The organism is Hydrotalea sandarakina (assembly GCF_003254115.1).
Lineage (GTDB): Bacteria > Bacteroidota > Bacteroidia > Chitinophagales > Chitinophagaceae > Hydrotalea > Hydrotalea sandarakina.
Map to the genome: position 1 here is coordinate 396,552 of NZ_QKZV01000001.1, position 18,952 is coordinate 415,503.

Annotated in this window: 16 protein-coding genes; 3 read left to right on the forward strand and 13 right to left on the reverse strand. The window is 34.6% G+C overall.

What is annotated here, in order from left to right; translation table 11 throughout:
* Positions 1-158: 158 nt before the first annotated feature.
* Both LX80_RS01765 and gyrA read right to left on the reverse strand, forming a co-directional pair.
* Entirely contained in the window at positions 159-1,538 is a 1,380-nt protein-coding gene (locus LX80_RS01765; RefSeq protein ID WP_111293308.1) for a hypothetical protein, read from the reverse strand.
* Between the two features lie 40 nt (positions 1,539-1,578).
* Entirely contained in the window at positions 1,579-4,260 is a 2,682-nt protein-coding gene (gene gyrA / locus LX80_RS01770; protein ID WP_111293309.1) for a DNA gyrase subunit A, read from the reverse strand.
* A 262-nt stretch (positions 4,261-4,522) separates the two neighbouring features.
* Between gyrA and LX80_RS01775 the strand changes: the two genes are divergently transcribed.
* Together LX80_RS01775 and LX80_RS01780 are read left to right on the forward strand one after the other, a co-directional pair.
* Positions 4,523-5,839 carry a saccharopine dehydrogenase C-terminal domain-containing protein gene (locus LX80_RS01775; protein ID WP_111293310.1) on the forward strand — a complete coding sequence of 439 codons (1,317 nt, stop codon included), beginning with the start codon at positions 4,523-4,525 and terminating at the stop codon, positions 5,837-5,839.
* A 227-nt stretch (positions 5,840-6,066) separates the two neighbouring features.
* Positions 6,067-7,638, forward strand: coding sequence for a MutS-related protein (locus tag LX80_RS01780; RefSeq protein WP_170120352.1), 1,572 nt, complete (start codon positions 6,067-6,069; stop codon positions 7,636-7,638).
* A gap of 18 nt (positions 7,639-7,656) precedes the next feature.
* Here LX80_RS01780 and LX80_RS01785 read toward each other — a convergent pair whose 3' ends face one another.
* Genes LX80_RS01785 through LX80_RS01815 form a run of 7 tightly spaced genes read right to left on the reverse strand, consistent with a single transcriptional unit; the run spans position 7,657 to position 14,182 of the window.
* Positions 7,657-8,430, reverse strand: a complete 774-nt coding sequence (locus LX80_RS01785; protein ID WP_111293312.1) for a 3-keto-disaccharide hydrolase — start codon at positions 8,428-8,430, stop codon at positions 7,657-7,659.
* Positions 8,431-8,459: 29 nt separating this feature from the next.
* Positions 8,460-10,484: a ribonuclease R gene (gene rnr, locus LX80_RS01790; RefSeq protein WP_111293313.1), complete on the reverse strand. Its 2,025-nt coding sequence runs from the start codon at positions 10,482-10,484 to the stop codon at positions 8,460-8,462.
* The gene (lpxK, locus tag LX80_RS01795; protein ID WP_245897923.1) at positions 10,465-11,538 is read right to left on the reverse strand and encodes a tetraacyldisaccharide 4'-kinase; all 1,074 of its coding nucleotides are present in this window, start codon (positions 11,536-11,538) and stop codon (positions 10,465-10,467) included. Before lpxK ends, rnr begins: the two co-directional genes overlap by 20 nt.
* A 10-nt stretch (positions 11,539-11,548) precedes the next feature.
* The gene (locus LX80_RS01800; protein WP_111293315.1) at positions 11,549-12,118 is read right to left on the reverse strand and encodes a 5-formyltetrahydrofolate cyclo-ligase; all 570 of its coding nucleotides are present in this window, start codon (positions 12,116-12,118) and stop codon (positions 11,549-11,551) included.
* Positions 12,115-12,753 carry a dethiobiotin synthase gene (gene bioD, locus LX80_RS01805; RefSeq protein ID WP_111293316.1) on the reverse strand — a complete coding sequence of 213 codons (639 nt, stop codon included), beginning with the start codon at positions 12,751-12,753 and terminating at the stop codon, positions 12,115-12,117. The genes LX80_RS01800 and bioD overlap by 4 nt, the downstream gene beginning before the upstream one ends.
* 38 nt (positions 12,754-12,791) lie before the next feature.
* Positions 12,792-13,340, reverse strand: a complete 549-nt coding sequence (locus LX80_RS01810) for an RsmD family RNA methyltransferase (protein WP_111293317.1) — start codon at positions 13,338-13,340, stop codon at positions 12,792-12,794.
* The gene (locus tag LX80_RS01815) at positions 13,337-14,182 is read right to left on the reverse strand and encodes a DUF3822 family protein (protein WP_111293318.1); all 846 of its coding nucleotides are present in this window, start codon (positions 14,180-14,182) and stop codon (positions 13,337-13,339) included. The genes LX80_RS01810 and LX80_RS01815 overlap by 4 nt, the downstream gene beginning before the upstream one ends.
* Before the next feature lie 86 nt (positions 14,183-14,268).
* On the opposite strand from LX80_RS01815, the gene LX80_RS01820 reads away from it, so the two are divergent.
* Positions 14,269-15,630, forward strand: coding sequence for an MATE family efflux transporter (locus LX80_RS01820; RefSeq protein ID WP_111293319.1), 1,362 nt, complete (start codon positions 14,269-14,271; stop codon positions 15,628-15,630).
* A 10-nt stretch (positions 15,631-15,640) separates the two neighbouring features.
* Here LX80_RS01820 and LX80_RS01825 read toward each other — a convergent pair whose 3' ends face one another.
* The 4 genes from LX80_RS01825 to LX80_RS01840 form a co-directional block, all read right to left on the reverse strand.
* Complete coding sequence (locus LX80_RS01825; RefSeq protein ID WP_111293320.1) at positions 15,641-16,420, reverse strand: tetratricopeptide repeat protein; 780 nt, start codon at positions 16,418-16,420, stop codon at positions 15,641-15,643.
* A gap of 46 nt (positions 16,421-16,466) precedes the next feature.
* Positions 16,467-16,826 carry a dihydroneopterin aldolase gene (folB, locus tag LX80_RS01830; protein WP_111293321.1) on the reverse strand — a complete coding sequence of 120 codons (360 nt, stop codon included), beginning with the start codon at positions 16,824-16,826 and terminating at the stop codon, positions 16,467-16,469.
* Positions 16,827-16,838: 12 nt separating this feature from the next.
* Positions 16,839-17,786: a thioredoxin-disulfide reductase gene (gene trxB / locus LX80_RS01835; protein WP_111293322.1), complete on the reverse strand. Its 948-nt coding sequence runs from the start codon at positions 17,784-17,786 to the stop codon at positions 16,839-16,841.
* Positions 17,787-17,903: 117 nt separating this feature from the next.
* Positions 17,904-18,761 (reverse strand): sigma-70 family RNA polymerase sigma factor, encoded by an 858-nt coding sequence (locus tag LX80_RS01840; protein ID WP_111293323.1) that lies wholly within the window; start codon positions 18,759-18,761, stop codon positions 17,904-17,906.
* Positions 18,762-18,952: the final 191 nt, after the last annotated feature.

Here is an 18,952-nt window from a genome sequence, read left to right on the forward strand (position 1 = left end):
TTTCCTTGGTTTGTTTTTATTGTAGGCTCAACCATTTTAGTTGATTAAACAGTCTATTGTATTAGTATGCAAATAAATTTGTAAAAATGAAAATCCCACAAAGACATGCCTTTGTGGGATTTATTATCGTAAAATGTAAATGTTATTTGCTACAAATATTAATGTCCGCTAGCAGAAATTAACTGGTCATAGAATTTCACTTTTGCATCATAGGCATCGTACAAAGTTGGATTAGTAGTTTTTACTTTATCGCGTTTGTAACTATACATATTATACAAAATATCTAAACATTTGTTATATACATTTTTTTCAGCTTGCGACTTGTCCTTTACAGCATTAAGTGCTCTGTAAGCATTTTCCAACCATAAAATGGTACTATCGGCTAAAGCAGCTGCTGGTTTTTCTAAATCAGCATTAGCTTTTTTCAAAGCATCAACTTGTGGTTTAATCTGAGCATCGTAGGCTGCTTTCTTTTTGGGGTCTTTAATATCAGCTTTCGCGGCATTTAATTTTTGTAATGAACGAATATTATCGCGCATTTTATCATCAATGTTATTAAATTCCAAGTTGTATAAAACACCGGCATTGTATGCAGCTATACCATTCGTAGTATCTTTAGTATAAGCTCGCTCAAATGCGGTTCTTGCTTTATTTTTATAGTACACTTCTTCAGTACTATCCATTTTATCTCTATCCTCTTTTGGAATATTAGCAAACATTTCTCCAAATTGAAGATATTTAGCGGCTGTTAAAGTGCCTGCTGCATCTTCTTTATCAAACAGTTCAGCTTTTTCTTTCAGCGTATAATTTTTATTTAAATAATCTGCTTCATAATCATCCCATTCGCCATTGGGATAATATTTTTTTGCCAAAGACAACCATTTATCAAAAGCTGTTTTATCCTTGTTGTCGCTGGCACTTACTAATAAAAATTTATAAATATCTTCATATTCTTTGCCATTAACACCACTATCGGCTAAGCGGCTGTAGTACTGGTAAGCTTTGTCTAATTTTTTGTCATTTTGATTGGCATATGCTGCGTATAAAATGGAAGTTGTATCAAAGGTCATTTTAGAGGTGCTCCATTTATTTTCAAAAATTACATCACTATACTTTACTGCGTAGCCAAAGTAAAACGCAGCAGAATCCCATTTTTTCGAGTTAAATTCCTTTACGCCTTGGCCAAAAGATGTTACATATAAATTAAAAGGAATGTCCTGTCCACCATTTTCTTTTAAAATTTTATAATCAGGATCCATTTCCTGGTATTTTTTAAAAGCTTCAGCAGCGGTAACTTCAGTATTGGGGTATTTTTCACGGGTTTTATCATCTTTATACAATGCTGCATAAACTTTTGCTTTCCAGTACCAACCTTCTGCCTTTGCCTGTGCTTTAGGTTCTTGCATTAATTTATCTATTTCTGTTTTAGCGTTTTCCAGCTGATTTAAAAGTAAAGCAGTTTGTACCTTTTTAAAATCCTGCGCTTTCAAGGCCGATAAACCAAAACAAAGAAAGGCAAACAATAAAAGTTTTTTCATGAGTGTAAGTTTAAGTTATCTAAAATGGTTATGTATTTACTTAGTTTTCAGGACTTGGATTTGTAGGTTCTTCAGATGGGTTGTTCGTGCTGTCAATATTACTTTCGTTGGTTTCACCATTCTCCGCATCGGTTGTATTTTCCTCTGTTTCAGAAACCTGTTCTTGAATGGTAGATATGGCAGCAATGGCATCATCAGCATCTAACCTTATCAAAATTACGCCTTGAGTAGCTCTTCCCGATTCTTTAATATTAGCAATTGGGGTACGTAAAGTTATGCCCGATTTGCAAGTAATAATTAAATCTTCGGTATCATCTACGGCAGTTATTCCCACTAAATTACCGGTTTTTTCGGTTATATTAATGGTCTTTACCCCTTTTCCACCACGGTTGGTAATTCTATAAACGTCTTCACCATCGGCATCAACTAATGGTGTTCTTTTGCCAAATCCTTTTTCACTAATTACTAATATGGTTTTATTTCTATCTTCTTTATCTACACATACCATGCCAACTACTTCATCATTGGCTTCATCTACTTCAATACCTTGTACACCAATGGCACCCCGTCCGGTAGGACGAACTTTTTCTTCAGGAAAACGAATTGCTCTACCGGATTTAACTGCTAACATTATTTCATGGTTACCATTGGTCATTTTAGCTTCTAAAAGTTCATCACCTTCAATGATGGTAATAGCATTGACACCTGAAGCTCTCGGACGACTAAAATCCTCTAAATATGTTTTCTTAATGATGCCTTTCTTTGTACACAAAACAATGTATTTATCGGCAATAGAGGCTTTGTCTTCTAAATTGTTTACATTTAAAATGGCTTTTACTTTATCATCAGGCGGAATTTGTATAAGGTTTTGAATGGCACGACCTTTACTTTGTTTATCGCCTTCAGGTATTTCATAAACTTTCAACCAAAAACAACGACCTTTTTCAGTAAAGATGAGCATGGTATCGTGTGTTGAAGCCACAAATAAATGTTCAACATAATCTTCTTCTCTGGTTTTTGTACCAATGGCTCCTCGCCCACCTCTTTTTTGCTGACGGTACTCCGTTGCCGTAGTTCGTTTTATATAGCCTAAGTGTGAAATGGTAATAACTACATCTTCTTCTTTAATGAAGTCGAGCATATTCATTTCTTCGGCTAAATATTGAATTTCTGAACGGCGTTGGTCGCCAAACTTTTCTTTTATTTCAATTAGTTCTTTAGCAATTAAATCGTAACGTAATTGTTCACTTGCCAATAATTCTTTTAAATGACGGATTTCATGAATTAAACTGTCAAATTCTTCCACAATTTTATTGCGTTCCATTCCGGTTAAACGTTGTAAACGTAACTCCAGAATTGCTTTAGCTTGTAACTCGGATAAGCCAACGGCTTGCTGATATAATTCTACTGAAACATCCGTAAACAGTTCTTGCGATAAATACCATTTTTCCTCGGCACTTTTTTGCATTAAAGCAATTTTTGCTTCATCGGGTGTTTGGCTGGCACGGATTAATGCTATTACTTCATCTAAGTGGTCTAATGCTTTCAGGTAACCTTCTAAAATATGCGCTCTTTCTTCTGCTTTACGTAATTCAAATTTTGCTCTGCGGGTTACTACCTCCATTCTAAACTGAATAAATTCAGCAATCAGCTCTTTTAAATTCAGTGTTTTAGGTCTTCCGTTTGAAATAGCAACATTGTTAATACCATAACTGGTTTGCAGCTCTGTGTATTTATATAATTGATTGATGATAACGTTGGCAACAGCATCACGTTTTAAATCAATTACAATTCTAGTACCTTCCCTGCTATTGCTTTCGTTATTTACATGGGCAATGCCTTCAATGGTTTTATCATTTACCAACTGCCCTATTCTATCTGTTAATGCATCAAGTCCAACCTGGTAAGGTGCTTCCGTTATAATGATCTGTTCTCTGCCACTGGGTTTGGTTTCAATATGGCATTTGCCGCGTATCACTACTCTTCCCCTTCCGGTTAAAAAAGCTTGTTTAACGCCATCCATGCCATATATAATTCCACCGGTTGGAAAATCAGGTGCTTTAATGTGTTGCATTAGTTCATCAATGGTAATAGCTTGATTTTGAATGTACGCAACACATCCATCAATTACTTCACTTAAGTTATGGGGCATCATATTGGTTGCCATACCAACGGCTATACCACTGCTACCATTGATTAACAACTGTGGAATGCGTGTAGGAAGTACAGTAGGTTCTTGCAATGAATCATCAAAATTCAATTGAAAATCTACTGTTTCTTTTTCAATATCTTCCAACATGGCTTCCGCAAAGCGATGTAATCGAACCTCTGTATAACGCATGGCTGCCGGCGGGTCGCCATCCTGATTACCAAAGTTTCCCTGACTATCAACCATTACATAGCGCATTGTCCATTCCTGGGCCATACGCACCAAAGTGTCATAAATAGAAGCATCGCCATGCGGGTGGTATTTACCCATTACCTCACCCACAATACGGGCTGATTTTTTATAGGGTTTATTACTATTGTTTCCTAATTCATGCATGGCGTACAAAACCCTTCTATGTACAGGTTTAAATCCATCCCTAACATCGGGTAAAGCCCTGCCAACAATTACCGACATTGAATAATCAATGTAGGCAGTTTTCATTTGTTCTTCGATATTTACCTGAATAATACGGTCGTTATCGTTTGTTTTTTCCGGCAATAAATTCTCTTCCATGAATAATGTGTAGTACTAATCAATAAAAAATATTCCTAAACACCGAAAATAGGTGTTTAAAGGGATGGCGAAGATAACTTTTTTGCCGCTAAAATGAGCCATTTTAAGGGCTTTTTTCGTGTATTTATCCACAAAAAAATGCTGCAATGTGCAATAATTTTTAAGCCAAGCTGAAATGCTTTTCATGCACCTCGTAGTTTGGGTATATCTTTGAATAATATTAAAGAAAAACGATTGACTCACTATTTGATTGGTCTTGTTTATGAAATCAATTTTATTATTTGGTGCCGGCAAATCGGCCACTGTTTTAATTGAATATTTAAAGAAAGTTTCTGCACTTAATCACTGGCAGGTTACTGTAGCTGATGCAAATTTAACTGTTGCTCAGGAAAAAGTAGGGCAACATGATTGGGTGAAAGCTGTAAGCATTCAAATTGAGTTGGAAGCTCAACGACAACAGTTAATTCAACAAGCGGATGTGGTAATATCCATGCTGCCACCTGCCTTGCATTTTTTGGTTGCAAAAGATTGTTTGGTATTAAAAAAACATTTACTAACGGCCAGTTATGTTGATGATAATATGAAACAAATTGCCGCAGAAATACAACAGCAAGGTTTATTGTTTTTGTGCGAAATGGGCTTAGACCCCGGCATAGACCATATGAGTGCCATGAAAATGATTGCTGAGATAGAAAAAATTGGTGGAACAATTACTGCATTTTATTCACATTGTGGCGGCTTGGTAGCACCTGAAAGCGATAATAATGCCTGGCACTATAAAATAAGTTGGAATCCCAGAAATGTTGTAATGGCAGGTAGTGCAGGTGCTGTTTATAAAGAGAATAATACAACAGTTGAAATTGACTATAAAAACATATTTTCTAATTGCACCCCTTTAAAGTCGGCAACAATACCGGGTTTGTGTTACTACCCCAATCGTGACTCACTGCAATACATGCAGCAATATGGTTTAAGTAATGTAGCAACATTTAAACGTACTACCATTCGATATACAGATTATTGTAATGGATGGCAATGGTTAGTAAAAGCTAACTTAACCAGTGAAGCTTTGCAATATGATACAGATGGTTTATCGTTTGCAGCATTTTTTGAAACTCATTTTTCTAAAACCAATCAACAACAACTTTATCAGCACATCACTCATTTACCTGAAATGCAGGCTTTGCTGCAAGACATTGGTTGGTTTGATACAAAAACATTCATCAATAAAGGCGTGTGCAGTGCTGCTGTTGCACTACAGTTTATTTTAGAAAATAAATGGGCCATGCAACCCAATGATAAGGATATGGTATTGATGATACATGAAATTGAGTATTTATTAAGTGGTAAAAATATGTTGCATAAAGCCGAATTAAAAGTTATTGGCGAAAATGCCATGCATACTGCCATGGCCAAAACGGTTGGTTTGCCTTTAGGTATTGCAGCTAGTCTATTACTTAAAGGTGAATTGTTATTAACAGGTCTTCACATACCAACCCATCCACATATTTACAATTTAGTTTTACCCTTACTTGAAAAGGAAGGTGTATGTTTTAATACATCTACACAATCGGTTTAATTTGTATGAATCATTCTACCAAAGCAGTGCTTACTGCATTTTATGAAACACAAATAAAGGCACATAATATTGGTATACAAAAGCTAAAAAAATTCATTAATTGGCTCGCAATTTTGCGGGCTCTTGTTTTTATAATTGCAGTATTATGTCTCTATCAATATTTCAACAGCCCTAATCATTTGTTTATTTTTCTGTTCATATTTTTTGTTATAGTATTTTTTGGATTAGTGGCATGGCATATTCAAAAAAAGCAAAAAAAGCAATTACTGGAAAATAAGTTGCGATTAGCCCAAAACGAATGGAATATTATTCATGGAAAGGAAAATGAATTTGACGATGGAAGCGAGTTTTTGCAAATGTCGTCGTATGCTGTTGATTTAGATATTTTCGGAAAAAACTCTTTGTTTCATGCTTTAAACAGAACTGTAACCTTTGCAGGCAAACTTCAATTAGCAAAACGTTTATCAAACACTATTTTAGATAAAAAAACAATTATAGCTTATCAGGAAGCAATAAAAACCTATAGCACGCAATATCCTTTTATTGAAAACTGGATAGCCACCGCCTTGTTACATAAAAAAGAACATAACCCATCAGATTTACTTTTGAAGCAGTGGATAGTGGACTTTAAAAGAATGAAGCATGTTGAATATTACAATGTTATCCGTTGGGTATTGCCTGCCTATACATTAGCTGCATTGTACATTGCATTAGATAGCGGTCAATATTTTTTACTTTCTATTGGTATTGTATTAAATTGGATTCATGTAATCCGAGTAAAAAATCAGAATATTCAAGCTTTCCATTTTCTTAGTAAAAACGAAGATATTATAGCACAATACCATCGGTTAGTAGAAACATTTCAACAGGTGCAACCCGGCAACAGCGATATTTTACAAGAACTAAAAAATAATTGTAAACAGGCTAATAAAAGTTTTCAAGAACTGGCATACATTACTAACCTAATTCATCAGCAGCACAATTTGTTAGCTTCTACCCTTTTAAATAGTTTGTTAATGATTGATGTTCACAGTGCATTATCATTAAATAAATGGCACAATAAATATTCATTAAAATTCTCTAAATGGATAGACTCAATTGCTGAAATTGATTATTTAAATACAATGGCCATATATGCCCATAACCATAGTGCATTTGTGTATGCACAATTGAGTGAAGATGAACTTTTCATAAGTGCAAGGAACATGGCACATCCTCTACTTTCCGAAGATACTCGTGTTCCTAACTCATTTGCTTTTAATAACAAGGGAGTTAGAATTATTACGGGTTCAAATATGAGTGGAAAGAGCACTTTTTTGCGAACTGTAGGTATAAATGTTTTGTTGGCACAAATGGGTGCACCCGTTTGTGCGGATGAATTTTTATTAAGTCCAATGTATATTTTTTCTTGTATTAGAATAACAGATTCATTGCAGGAAAATCATTCTTATTTCATGGCTGAGTTGCAACGATTGTATGATATTAAAACCGCTATAAATACTCATTATCCGGCATTGGTTTTAATGGATGAAATTTTAAGAGGCACTAATTCTGCCGATAAGTTTGAAGGCTCTACGCAATTTCTTGAGCAAATGATGCAATTACCCTGTATTGTTTTATTTGCAACACACGATTTAAAATTAAGCACTTTAGAAAAGGATTATCCGGAAAGTATTTCAAATTATTGTTTTGAAAGTACCATTTCAGATACCGACATTCATTTTGATTATATTTTACGTGAAGGAGTTGCACAAAACAAAAATGCCACATTTTTAATGAAAAAAATGGGCATTATTTAAGTGAATTGAAATTTGAACTTAGCTGAGTTTTCTTACCCAAATGTTTCTAAAACTAATGGGTTTGCTTTTATCTCCATGTGCTTGTAGTTTGATGGGCTCGGCACCATGTGCTTTATAAAAAGGTTGACCAATATAAAGTGTTTGTCCTTTCAATATGGTATTATTTTGAATAAGTACGCCGTTTTGAAAGGCAGTAACCCTAGCCGGTGATTTTAAGGTGCCATCATCATTAAAGCGAGGTGCTGTCCAAATAACATCATACGATTGCCATTCACCGGGTTTACGGCAAGCATTCACTAATGGAGGAAATTGTTTATAAATACTGCCGGCTTGACCATTTACGTAAGTTGTATTTTTATAATTATCCAATATTTGCAATTCATAGCCTGCATCGCCCGGTCCGGTAGATGCCAAAAACAAACCGCTATTGCCCCTGGCCTGGCCTTCGCCTTCAATATCGGCAGGTATTCGCCATTCAATATGTAATTGGTAATCTGTAAACTTTTCTTTTGTTTGAATATTTCCTGCTTTTTTGTTAACGGTCAAAATGCCATTCTTAACATCCCATAGTGCGGGTTGACCGGGATTATTAACACTTTCCCAAGCATTTAAATTCTTACCATCGAACAAAATAATTGCATCGGATGGTGGATTAATGAAAGCAGAAATGCCAGGCGTTACAACTGGCGGTACCGGTGTCCATTGCTCAGTGGCTTCAGGATTATTTTGGGAAAATGCTTCTAAGGATACTGTTAGAACCATTGCGAGTAGTAAAGTTTTTTTGAGTAACATGGTTGGTTGTTTTAAATGTAGATGAAAAATTATTTTCTTTTCTTTTTTTTGTTTGATACACTTTTTGTCGTGTTTTTTTTCTTATTTGAATTGGAATTCGGCACCCATTCATAGTCTAGTTGCCTTTTTTCTAAATTGGCAGCAACTACTTTAATCATTACTTTGTCGCCCATTCTAAACTGTCTGCCACTTCGCCTACCTACTAATGCATATTCCGATTCTACGAGTTTAAATTCATCATAATCGTTTAAATCAACAATACTTACAAGGCCTTCGCATTTATGTTCAACTGTTTCAACCCAAAAACCAAAAGATGCAACACCACTTACCACGCCTTCAAAAACCTCGCCTAATCTATCCTGCATAAATTCTACTTGTTTATATTTATTTCCTGCTCTTTCACATTCCATTGCGGCTCTTTCGCGTTCACTGCAGTGTTTACATTTTTCTTCCATTTTTTTGTCAACAATAGGTTTGTCTTTCAAAATAGATGCTACTATTCTATGCACTAATATATCAGGGTAACGTCGAATTGGTGAAGTGAAATGACAATAATACGCAAACCCAAGTCCGTAATGTCCAATGTTTTTTTCCGTATAAATGGCTTTCGACATGGTTCTAATGCCAAGTTGTTCCAGCACGTGTTGCTCGGGTAAGCCTTGAACTGCTTGCAACATTTCATTAAAACTAGCAGCAATCTTTTCCGGTGTATCAATGTTAAACTGATGCCCATATTTTCTTGCAAAAGCAATAAACGGGGTTAACTTATCCTCATTAGGTTTATCATGAACCCTGTATGGAAAAGGAATTTCTTTTCCATCTTTTGTTTTATGGTTAGCAACAAATTCAGCAATTGATTTATTAGCCAATAACATACATTCTTCAATTAACTGATGTGCTTCTTTACTTTCTTTAATGGTAATACCAATGGGTTTCCCTTTTTCGTTTAAAACAAATCTTACTTCTTGTGAAGAAAAATTGATGGCACCTTTTTGAAAACGTTGTTTACGCCACTTTTGTGTTATGTTATTCAATAACAAAATTTGTTCTGCATAAATTCCCTCTTCTGATTCAATAATAGCTTGAACATCTTCATAAGTAAACCGATGATCTGAATGAATAACTGTTCGGCCAATCCATTGTTTTTTAACTTCGCCTGATGTGGTTATTTCAAATATGGCTGAGAAGGTAAATTTATCTTCGTGCGGGCGTAGGGAGCATAATTCATTTGAAATTTTTTCAGGTAACATAGGGTTTACCCTATCCGGTAAATAAACTGATGTTGCTCTGCTATAAGCTTCATCATCTAATGCAGTATTGGGTTCAACATAATAACTTACATCTGCTATGTGAATACCCAATTCATACAAATTATTTTTAATTTTTTTTATTGAGATAGCATCATCAAAATCTTTAGCATCAACCGGATCTATTGTAAACGTTAAAACATCTCTGCAATCGCGACGTTTTTCAATTTCTTTTTGATTTAACTCGGTAGGAAGCTGTGCTGTTTCAGCTAATACATTTTTTTCAAACGATAAAGGGAAGCCTGCTTGTGCAAGTATTTCCTTCATGGCTGCATCATTTTCATCTTCAGAAGAAAGAATGCCAATGATTTCGCCTTCCGGTTTTTTGTCACCTTTATCCCATTTAATAAGGCGAGCAATTACTTTTTCTTTGTTTTTAGCACCATTTAATTTATCAAGCGGTATAAAAATGTCTGGCATCGGGCGTTCCGTATCGGGTATAAAGAACGCAAAGTTGGTAGATAGCTGTAAGTGTCCAACGAATTCGGTTTGACGGCGAGCTATTACATCAACAATTCTTCCTTCCTTTTTTTTAGTAGTAGCACTTTCTTTGATAATTTTAACGGAAACTGTATCACCATGTAATGCAGTGTTGAAGTTGCCTTGTCGAACCAATACATCGCCATTACCGTTATTTACAACTACATAACCTAATCCGCTTCGTGTAATTTCTAAAACACCGGTAACTACTAAAGATTTTTGCGTGTTTTTAGTAGTGCTATGTTTTTTATTTTTTTGCTTGCTCATGTGTTTTATTAAAATTTACAATGTATTGCTCAACTGCCGATTCAAACAAAGATGCTTCATCAAATAAAAACCTGTGCTTTATAGGTAAAACATATAATGGTAAATCTACCAATTCCTGCTTAAATTTGGTAAGTCTTACTGCATCTTTCTCAGTTGTAAGAATCATTTTTTGAGGTACATCAATTGCTTTATAGCGTTCTATAATTTCTTTTAAATCATCAATAGTAAAAATGTGATGATCATTATAGTTTTTTTGATAGTAAGTAGCCGCTTGTTGGTGCAAATAATCTTTTAATGGTTTAGGATTGGCGATTCCACAAACTAAAAGCACTTCATCGTTTTCGGTAATGGGTTTTAGTTCATGCGTTATAATGTGATAAGGGGTATCATATTCAATTGTGGTAAAATACACCAATTGGGTATTTAAGGGATGTAAATTGCGTAAAATTTTTTGTTTTTTATCGAAGGTTAAATCAGGTGGACATTTGGTAACTATAATAATATCAGCTCGTTTTACAGAACGACGTTCATCACGCAAATCACCGGTAGGTAGAAAGAAATCGTAAATGTATAAATTGTTGTAGTCGGTTAAAACGATATTTAATCCTGCTTTAACTGCACGGTGCTGAAAAGCATCATCCAAAATTATAACTTGTAAATCGGGTACGTCGTGCAATAATTGTGGAATTGCCACTAATCGTTCTTCACCAACTGCAACGGGCACATTAGGAAATTTAAGATGAAACTGCATGGGTTCATCACCTATTTCTAAGGCAGTTGTGTTTTCATTGGCTAACGCATATCCCTTTGTTTTTCGCTTATACCCCCTGCTTAACGTGGCTACTTTGTAGGTAGGGTGTAAAAAATTCAGCAAATATTCTACCATAGGCGATTTTCCTGTTCCTCCTACCGCTACATTACCAATGCATATTAATGGAAAATTAAAAGTTGTTTCGTGTAGTAAAAAATTCTTATCGTACAATTTATTTCTAATGAATATTATAATGCCATATGCAATTGCAAATGGCAACAATAAAACCCTAAATGATTTCAAAAAAAAAGCATTAAAATTCATATCGTTTATTCGGGGTAATACAATAAGTTAAAGGTACGTCAAAAGGTTGGGTATCACTTATTTTAACTACAGGCTCAAAATAAGAAAATCCGATGGTGATAATGTTTTTATTGCATTGAATAAGGTATTTATCATAAAATCCTTTTCCATACCCTACTCTATACCCTTTTAAATCAAAAATTAATAGGGGTACCAAAACTAAATCAACCATCTCGGGTGCAAGCCAATCCCCATCCGTTGGTTCAGCTATACCCCATTGATTAATGGAAAATATGGTATCATCATTTGTAAGCCTGGCCTGCATAGTATTGCTTTTGGTATCTGTTACAGGATAGGCTATTTGTAATTCGGGATAAAAATATTTTAAATAGCGAGTAAATAATTGCGTATTGGGTTCATTGTGTTGTAAAAGCGGCCAATAGCTTAAAACATAATGAAGGTTATTAAAATTCAAATTTTGAAATTGTAATAACATTAAATCATCTGCAATCAGTTTATCTTTTTCAGACAATTGCTTGCGCTTTTCTAAATAAATTTTTCTTAATTCATTTTTAGTCATAGCAATTCTAATAATCGCGCTTTTATTTTAGCTGCTTGCTTTTGTACAAACCAATGGTTAGGATTTTCGGTAAATGGAATATTGCCAATGTAAGGAATGCCTGACCAATTCACTATTTCTTGTTCATATTGTAAATAATGATCATTAAAAATCCATCCAATTACTTTAATATTTAAATCTTTGCAAACTTTAGCAGTTAATAATGAATGGTTAATACTTCCTAAATAATTTCTGCTAACAAGTATAACCGGGGTTTGTAATGTTGTAATAATATCGGCAATGAATTGTTGTTGATTAATAGGCACCATTAACCCACCGGCACCTTCAATTATTAAGTAAGGGTTATTGCTTTTAGGAATAGATTGTTGAATTTTATTAATATCAATAGTAATATTTTCCGCTGCAGCAGCAATATGTGGCGATGCGGGCATTTTTAGCCGATAGGCTTCAGGATGTATTTGAGTAACTTCATTACTAATTAAATTTTTTACTGTACCGGCATCTGTACCTTCGTCAAGCCCTGCCTGTATGGGTTTCCAATAATCGGCTTGCAGTGCTTCTGTAACAATGGCACTGATTAATGATTTACCAACTCCTGTACCAATTCCTGTAATAAAAATTCTTTGCTGACTCATAGAAATTTATATATCATTTTATGATGTTAGTGCAAATTTTAATTATCTGAACTAAAAAAAGAAAATACCGTTGTGCCATAGTTTCTTTCAAACTGATAGCATTTAAAGTTTTGATAATTGTTTCTTGGTGTATGTTCTAAAACAAAGTAACCACCTGGCGCAATCATTTGTTGTTCAACAATAATTCTGGGAATATCATCAATATTTCCCAGGGCATAAGGCGGTCCTGCAAAAATAAAATCGAATTTATCTTTGCAACTACTTAAAAAGTTAAAAACATCTTGCCGGTATATTTGAAATTGATTAGGCAATGCACCTAATTGTGTTAAGTTATTTTGTATGAAGGTTGCCATGGTATTGTCTTTTTCAACAATAGTTAAAAAACCTGCACCTCTGCTGGCCAACTCATAACTAATAGCACCGGTGCCTCCAAATAAATCTAATGTTTGTATGTTATGGAAGCTGATTCTGTTTTGTAAAATATTGAATAAACCTTCTTTAGCAATATCGGTAGTGGGGCGCGTAAAAGGCATTTTGGCCGGTGGTTTAATTTTTCTCCCCCCCCATTTACCGGAAATAATCCTCATAAAACAACATTAAAAAAGGGTTGCAAATAATGTTCGGGATAATAATTTTTTTCAATTAATATTTGTTCGCCTTTAAAACCAGGCTGCCACTGCACATCGGGTATTAACTTTTTAATGGCAGTATGCATTTCATCTGACTCATGTAAAATTCCACTAATATGAACTTTCAAAGGCAAAGTTTGCATATTATAGGTATTTAATATGCTTACTAATCTAAAAATAATATCTTCAACACAAGTATAGCAATAACTTTCTGCTAAATGCAATTGCTGTTGTTGAAGACTAACTATAGAAAAACTTCCGGGATAAAATTGTATATGCCAATAATTTTGAAATTCGCTGCCTAATTTTAAAGCAGTTTCAATTTGTTTGCGTAAACTATTATAAACCGGAATTTCAGAAAAACTTACATGAAACATCTGCCGTAAATCTGCCGGTAATTGACTTGCTATATAGATTTGTTTATTTTGTATGTAAATACCATCATAATTTAAATCGTTACTTTTCCACCCATGCAAAATTTGCAGAAAATGATGGGTAAGATCATTTTTATAAAATTTTTCAGGAATAATGGTTTGTTGAAATCCATTAATAAAAATTTGTTTTGATGCATAATTTATGTCAAACAAAATAGATTGTAAACGTACTTCCTGAAATATCTGATACCAGTTATGTTCAAATTTATTAAAAGTAAAAAGTTCAACTGCGGTAATTGATTCTGATGCAGTAACAACTTCAATAATAGCAATATAATGTAACCCAACTTCAATAGTTAGTTGCTTTTCTATTGCAGCAAGCTCCTCTCTGTCAAGGCTATATTGACTTATTTCTTTTTCAACCATTTTTCAAATATACAATTACTGTTTAAAAAAAGAATAGTGAAGTTTTTAATATTGCCCGTGTTTATTGTAGTAGTTTTGTTGAAAGTATGAACAGCATAACCCAAGCTAACACCGATTATAGAGTATCAGTTTCCAACCGACAAATTTTAAAAATTGCGTTGCCAATTGCTGCTGCTACGCTGGTTCCACAATTAAATTTTATTATTAATAATGTTTTTTTAGGCCATTTAGGTGAAGAGCAGTTGGCAGTAGCCGGAATAACAGGTGTATATTATTTAATTTTTGCGGTTATTGGTTTAGGGCTGAATAATGGCATGCAGGCTATTATTGCACGACGGGCCGGAGAAAACAAAATTGAAGCCATTGGTAATTTATTTGCTCAAGGTGTTCGTATTTCTTTTGCATTGGCTATATTAGGAATACTTTTAACTTGGATTGTAGTTCCCTTTATTTTAAAACATACTTTACACAATGCATTGCATGTAGAAATGGCTGTAAAGTTTTTGCGCATTCGCATTTTTGGCATTGTATTTTTATTTTTATATCAATTACGCAATGCGGTTTTGGTGGGTACTAACCAAAGCAAATACTTAATTATTGGAACAGCTGCAGAATCAATAGCCAATGTTTTTTTTGATTATACCTTAATTTTTGGGAAGTTTGGATTACCACAATTAGGATTTAATGGTGCAGCTTACTCATCAATCATAGCTGAATTTACCGGCCTTATGGCTATTTATTTTGTAATTAGAATAAAAGGAATTGACAAACAATTGCATTTATTTCAGTCATGGAAATATGATAAATCAAACACGCTGCTCATATTTCGAATTTCTGCGCCTTTAATAGCACAATTCTGCTTGAGCATTGTAAGTTGGGAGTTTTTTTATATTCTTATTGAACACCATGGGTCAATGGATTTGGCCATTTCCAATATTATGCGCAACATTTTTGGATTTTTTGGTTGTTTTACCTGGGCTTTTGCAGCTGCCACCAATACAATGGTAAGTAATATTATTGGACAACAAATGCATGATAAAGTAATACCATTAATCAAAAAAATAATGCTATTATCTCTGCTATTTGCAGGTTGTGTTTTTTTGTTGATTAATATTTTTCCGGTTGTGTTTCTATCATTTTATGGACAAGGCCAAACATTTATACAACATGGTATTCCTGTATTAAGGGTAGTTTCAACTGCATTATTACTCATGTCGGTTTCAACCATTTGGTTAAATGCAGTAACCGGTACCGGAAGTACCCAGGTAAATTTGGTGATAGAATTTGTAGCCATTTTAATGTACTGTATTTACAGTTATTTTACATTAGAACAATGGCATTTACCAATAACCATTGGTTGGGGAAGTGAATGGGTTTATTGGATAACTTTATTTATTCCCTCTTTTTGGTACATTAATAGTGGTAAATGGAGGAAAAAAACTTTTTAAAAAAGAATAATTACATTAAAGAATCTAATAATTTCTGTCCTTCTGCTTTTAATGCGGCATCATCGGGCGTTCTTATAGGTAATTTTACCAATTGTTGTAATATTTCAATAGCTTTTGAAGGATTATTATTGGCCTTGTAGCTTTTTGCCAAAATAAGATAATTTAAAACATAGTAAGGTTCTGTTTTGCGGCATTTTTCCAAATAAACAATGGCAGAATCGTAACTGGTTGCAGGTACACCACCGGGATACATGGTTTTTAGGGCTAATTTTTTTGCCCAGTTTAATTCGTTCATTTCATAATGCCAACGCCCTTCTACAAAATTAGCCATGCCCAAATTAGGGTTAATGCTAAGTGCTTTGTCGGCATTGGTTTTTATATCTTTTACATATTGAACCAGTTGTTTTTTATTGCTCTCAACTTCAGTCATTTTAGCCGAAGCCAAAGCTAATGCATAGTAACTTTCTGCTGCTTCAGGATGAGCAGCTACTGCTCTTTGAGCATAAGCCAATGCGGACTGAAAAGTTATGCGTTTATCATTGGCAATAGGTAATCTTTCGCCTGTAGAGCAACTTAGTTCTGTTGCTTTAACTAAGGCTTTTAAATTATTAGGGTCAGTTACTAAAATCTTTTTATATAAATCTAATGCCTGCTGCTCATTTAAAGCAATTTCAGCATTGCTGGCTTGTTTAAACAATACATTGTTATCCTGGGCAAAAGTTTTATGAATGTTCAATCCAATTAAACAAAGTATTGTTAGGCTATAATGCAGTAATTTTTTAGTGAACATAGGCAATCTATTTATTTACGAATCAAATTATCGTTTATGAAAAAAATTAAGATCTGTCTAGTTCAAAACTAACACTTACAGAGCCTTTAAAATCAGCTATGGGCGGATTTAACTTTTTTATTGAAATTACAACCTTTTGTGCCATTGTAAAGTGGGTAAATATTTCATTAGCTATATCAACTGCAATTGATTCTAATAATGGCGTAGGTTTTTCCATTCTATGTTGCACTAATTTGAATAGTGCAACATAGTTAATGGTATCGTTAATACTTTGAAATGTGTGGGGAATGGGCGGCGTATAATCAACGCGCAAATTTACTTCAAACTCATTACCGGTAATTTTTTCCTCCTTATACAATCCATGGTATGCCCAAAAAATTACGTTATTTAAGTGTACAGATAGCATAGCAGCAAGCAATTAAATATGCCCTTTGGCGCTTAAATAACGTTCGGCATCTAAAGCAGCCATACATCCGGAGCCAGCAGCCGTAACAGCTTGCCTGTAAGTTTTATCTTGAACATCACCGGCAGCAAAAACACCTTCTACATTGGTTTTTGTGGTTCCAGGAATAGTTTTAATGTAACCTGCTTCATCCATTTCTACCCAGGGTTTAAAAATTTCACTATTCGGCTGGTGGCCAATGGCAACAAAAAAGCCACTAATGGGAATGGTTTGTTTTACATTGGTTTTATTGTTTTTAATAATAACACCTTCAACTTTTTTATCGCCTAAAATTTCCTCGGTCTCGCTATTCCAGTAAACTTTAATATTGGGGGCTTTTAAAACTCTTTCTTGCATTATTTTACTGGCACGCATTTGATCGCGGCGAACAATCATATGCACTGTTGTACATAATTTTGAAAGGTAAAGTGCTTCTTCAGCCGCGGTATCGCCGGCACCTACAATAGCCACTTCTTTTCCTTTAAAGAAAAAGCCATCACAAACTGCACAAGCACTTACTCCATAACCATTTAAACGTTGTTCACTTTCTAAGCCCAACCATTTTGCAGAAGCGCCGGTAGAAATAATAATTGCATCTGCTTCAATTAATTTTTCATCATCAATCCAAACTTTGTAAGGTTGTGCACTAAAATCAACTTTTGTTGCAATACCATACCGAATATCGGCCCCCATTCTTGTAGCTTGTTTTTCAAAGTCTATCATCATATCAGGGCCTTGTACACCATTTGGGTAACCGGGGTAATTTTCTACTTCTGTTGTAATGGTTAATTGACCGCCCGGCTGAATGCCTTGATATAATACGGGTTTCATGTTGGCACGAGCGGCATAAATTGCTGCTGTATAACCTGCGGGACCTGAACCTATAATTAAAATATGAACTTTTTCTACAGTTGAATTATCCATGCTAATAAATTTTTGGCAAAGGTAAGGAATGCCGTATTTGAATTTTGTGCCTAAAGTAACAGAGTGCAGAAACAAAAACCCCCTGTTGTTAAAACAGGGGGTAATTTCATTTTTTAATTAACCCAAATAAGCTTTTAATGCATTGCTGTATCTGGCTTTTTGTAAGCGTTTTATGGCTCTTTCTTTAATTTGACGGATACGCTCTTTGGTTAAATCGTACTTTTGACCAATTTGTTCAATGGTTACACCATTTTCTCCATCTAAACCAAAGTAAGCATTCACAATTTCGGCTTCACGAGGGCTCAATGATTTTAATACTCTTTTGATTTCTTCGCGTAATGAGTCTTTCATTACATCGTCGTCAGTATCATCGCTGCCTTCTAATAAGTCGCCCATTGCTACATCCTCAGCTTCATGTACCGGAGCATCTAATGAAGTATGGCGGGTGTTACTTTGGAAAATGTTGTTAATTTCTGTTTCACTCATTTCCAAAATTTCACTCAATTCTTCAGTAGAAGGTTCACGCTCATGCTCCTGTTCAAAAGCCATATAAGCCTTGTTGGCTTTGTTATAAGTGCCAATTTTGTTTTGAGGCAGGCGGACTAATCTTCCCTGCTCTGCCAATGCCTGTAGTATCGATTGGCGAATCCACCACACGGCATAAGAAATAAATTTGAAACCTTTGGTTTCATCAAAGCGTTGTGCCGCTTTTATTAAGCCGAGGTTACCCTCGTTAATCAAATCGCTAAGTGAAAGGCCCTGGTGCTGATACTGCTTAGCTACAGATACCACGAAACGTAAGTTGGCCTGCACCAATTTGTCGAGCGCTCTCTGATTACCCATTTTAATTTTCTGAGCCAGTGTTGTTTCCTCTTCGGGAGTAATCATTGGAATTTTAGAAATTTCCTGCAGATACTTTTCTACGGCTTGAGAATCTCTGTTGGTAATCTGGGTTGCAATTTTGAGCTGCCTCATAGTATATAGTTACAATTTATTTACAACAACATATAGACGCTAAAACATGCCATTTGGTTGCAAGCATAGCGTTAAAATTATTCCCATAAATTTCAAAAGTGTGCAAATCTACATTAAATACTCTGATTAAACGAATGTTTTTGTAAAAAAGTGCCTTTTTAAAAAAAATTAAATCTGCTTACTACCTGCAA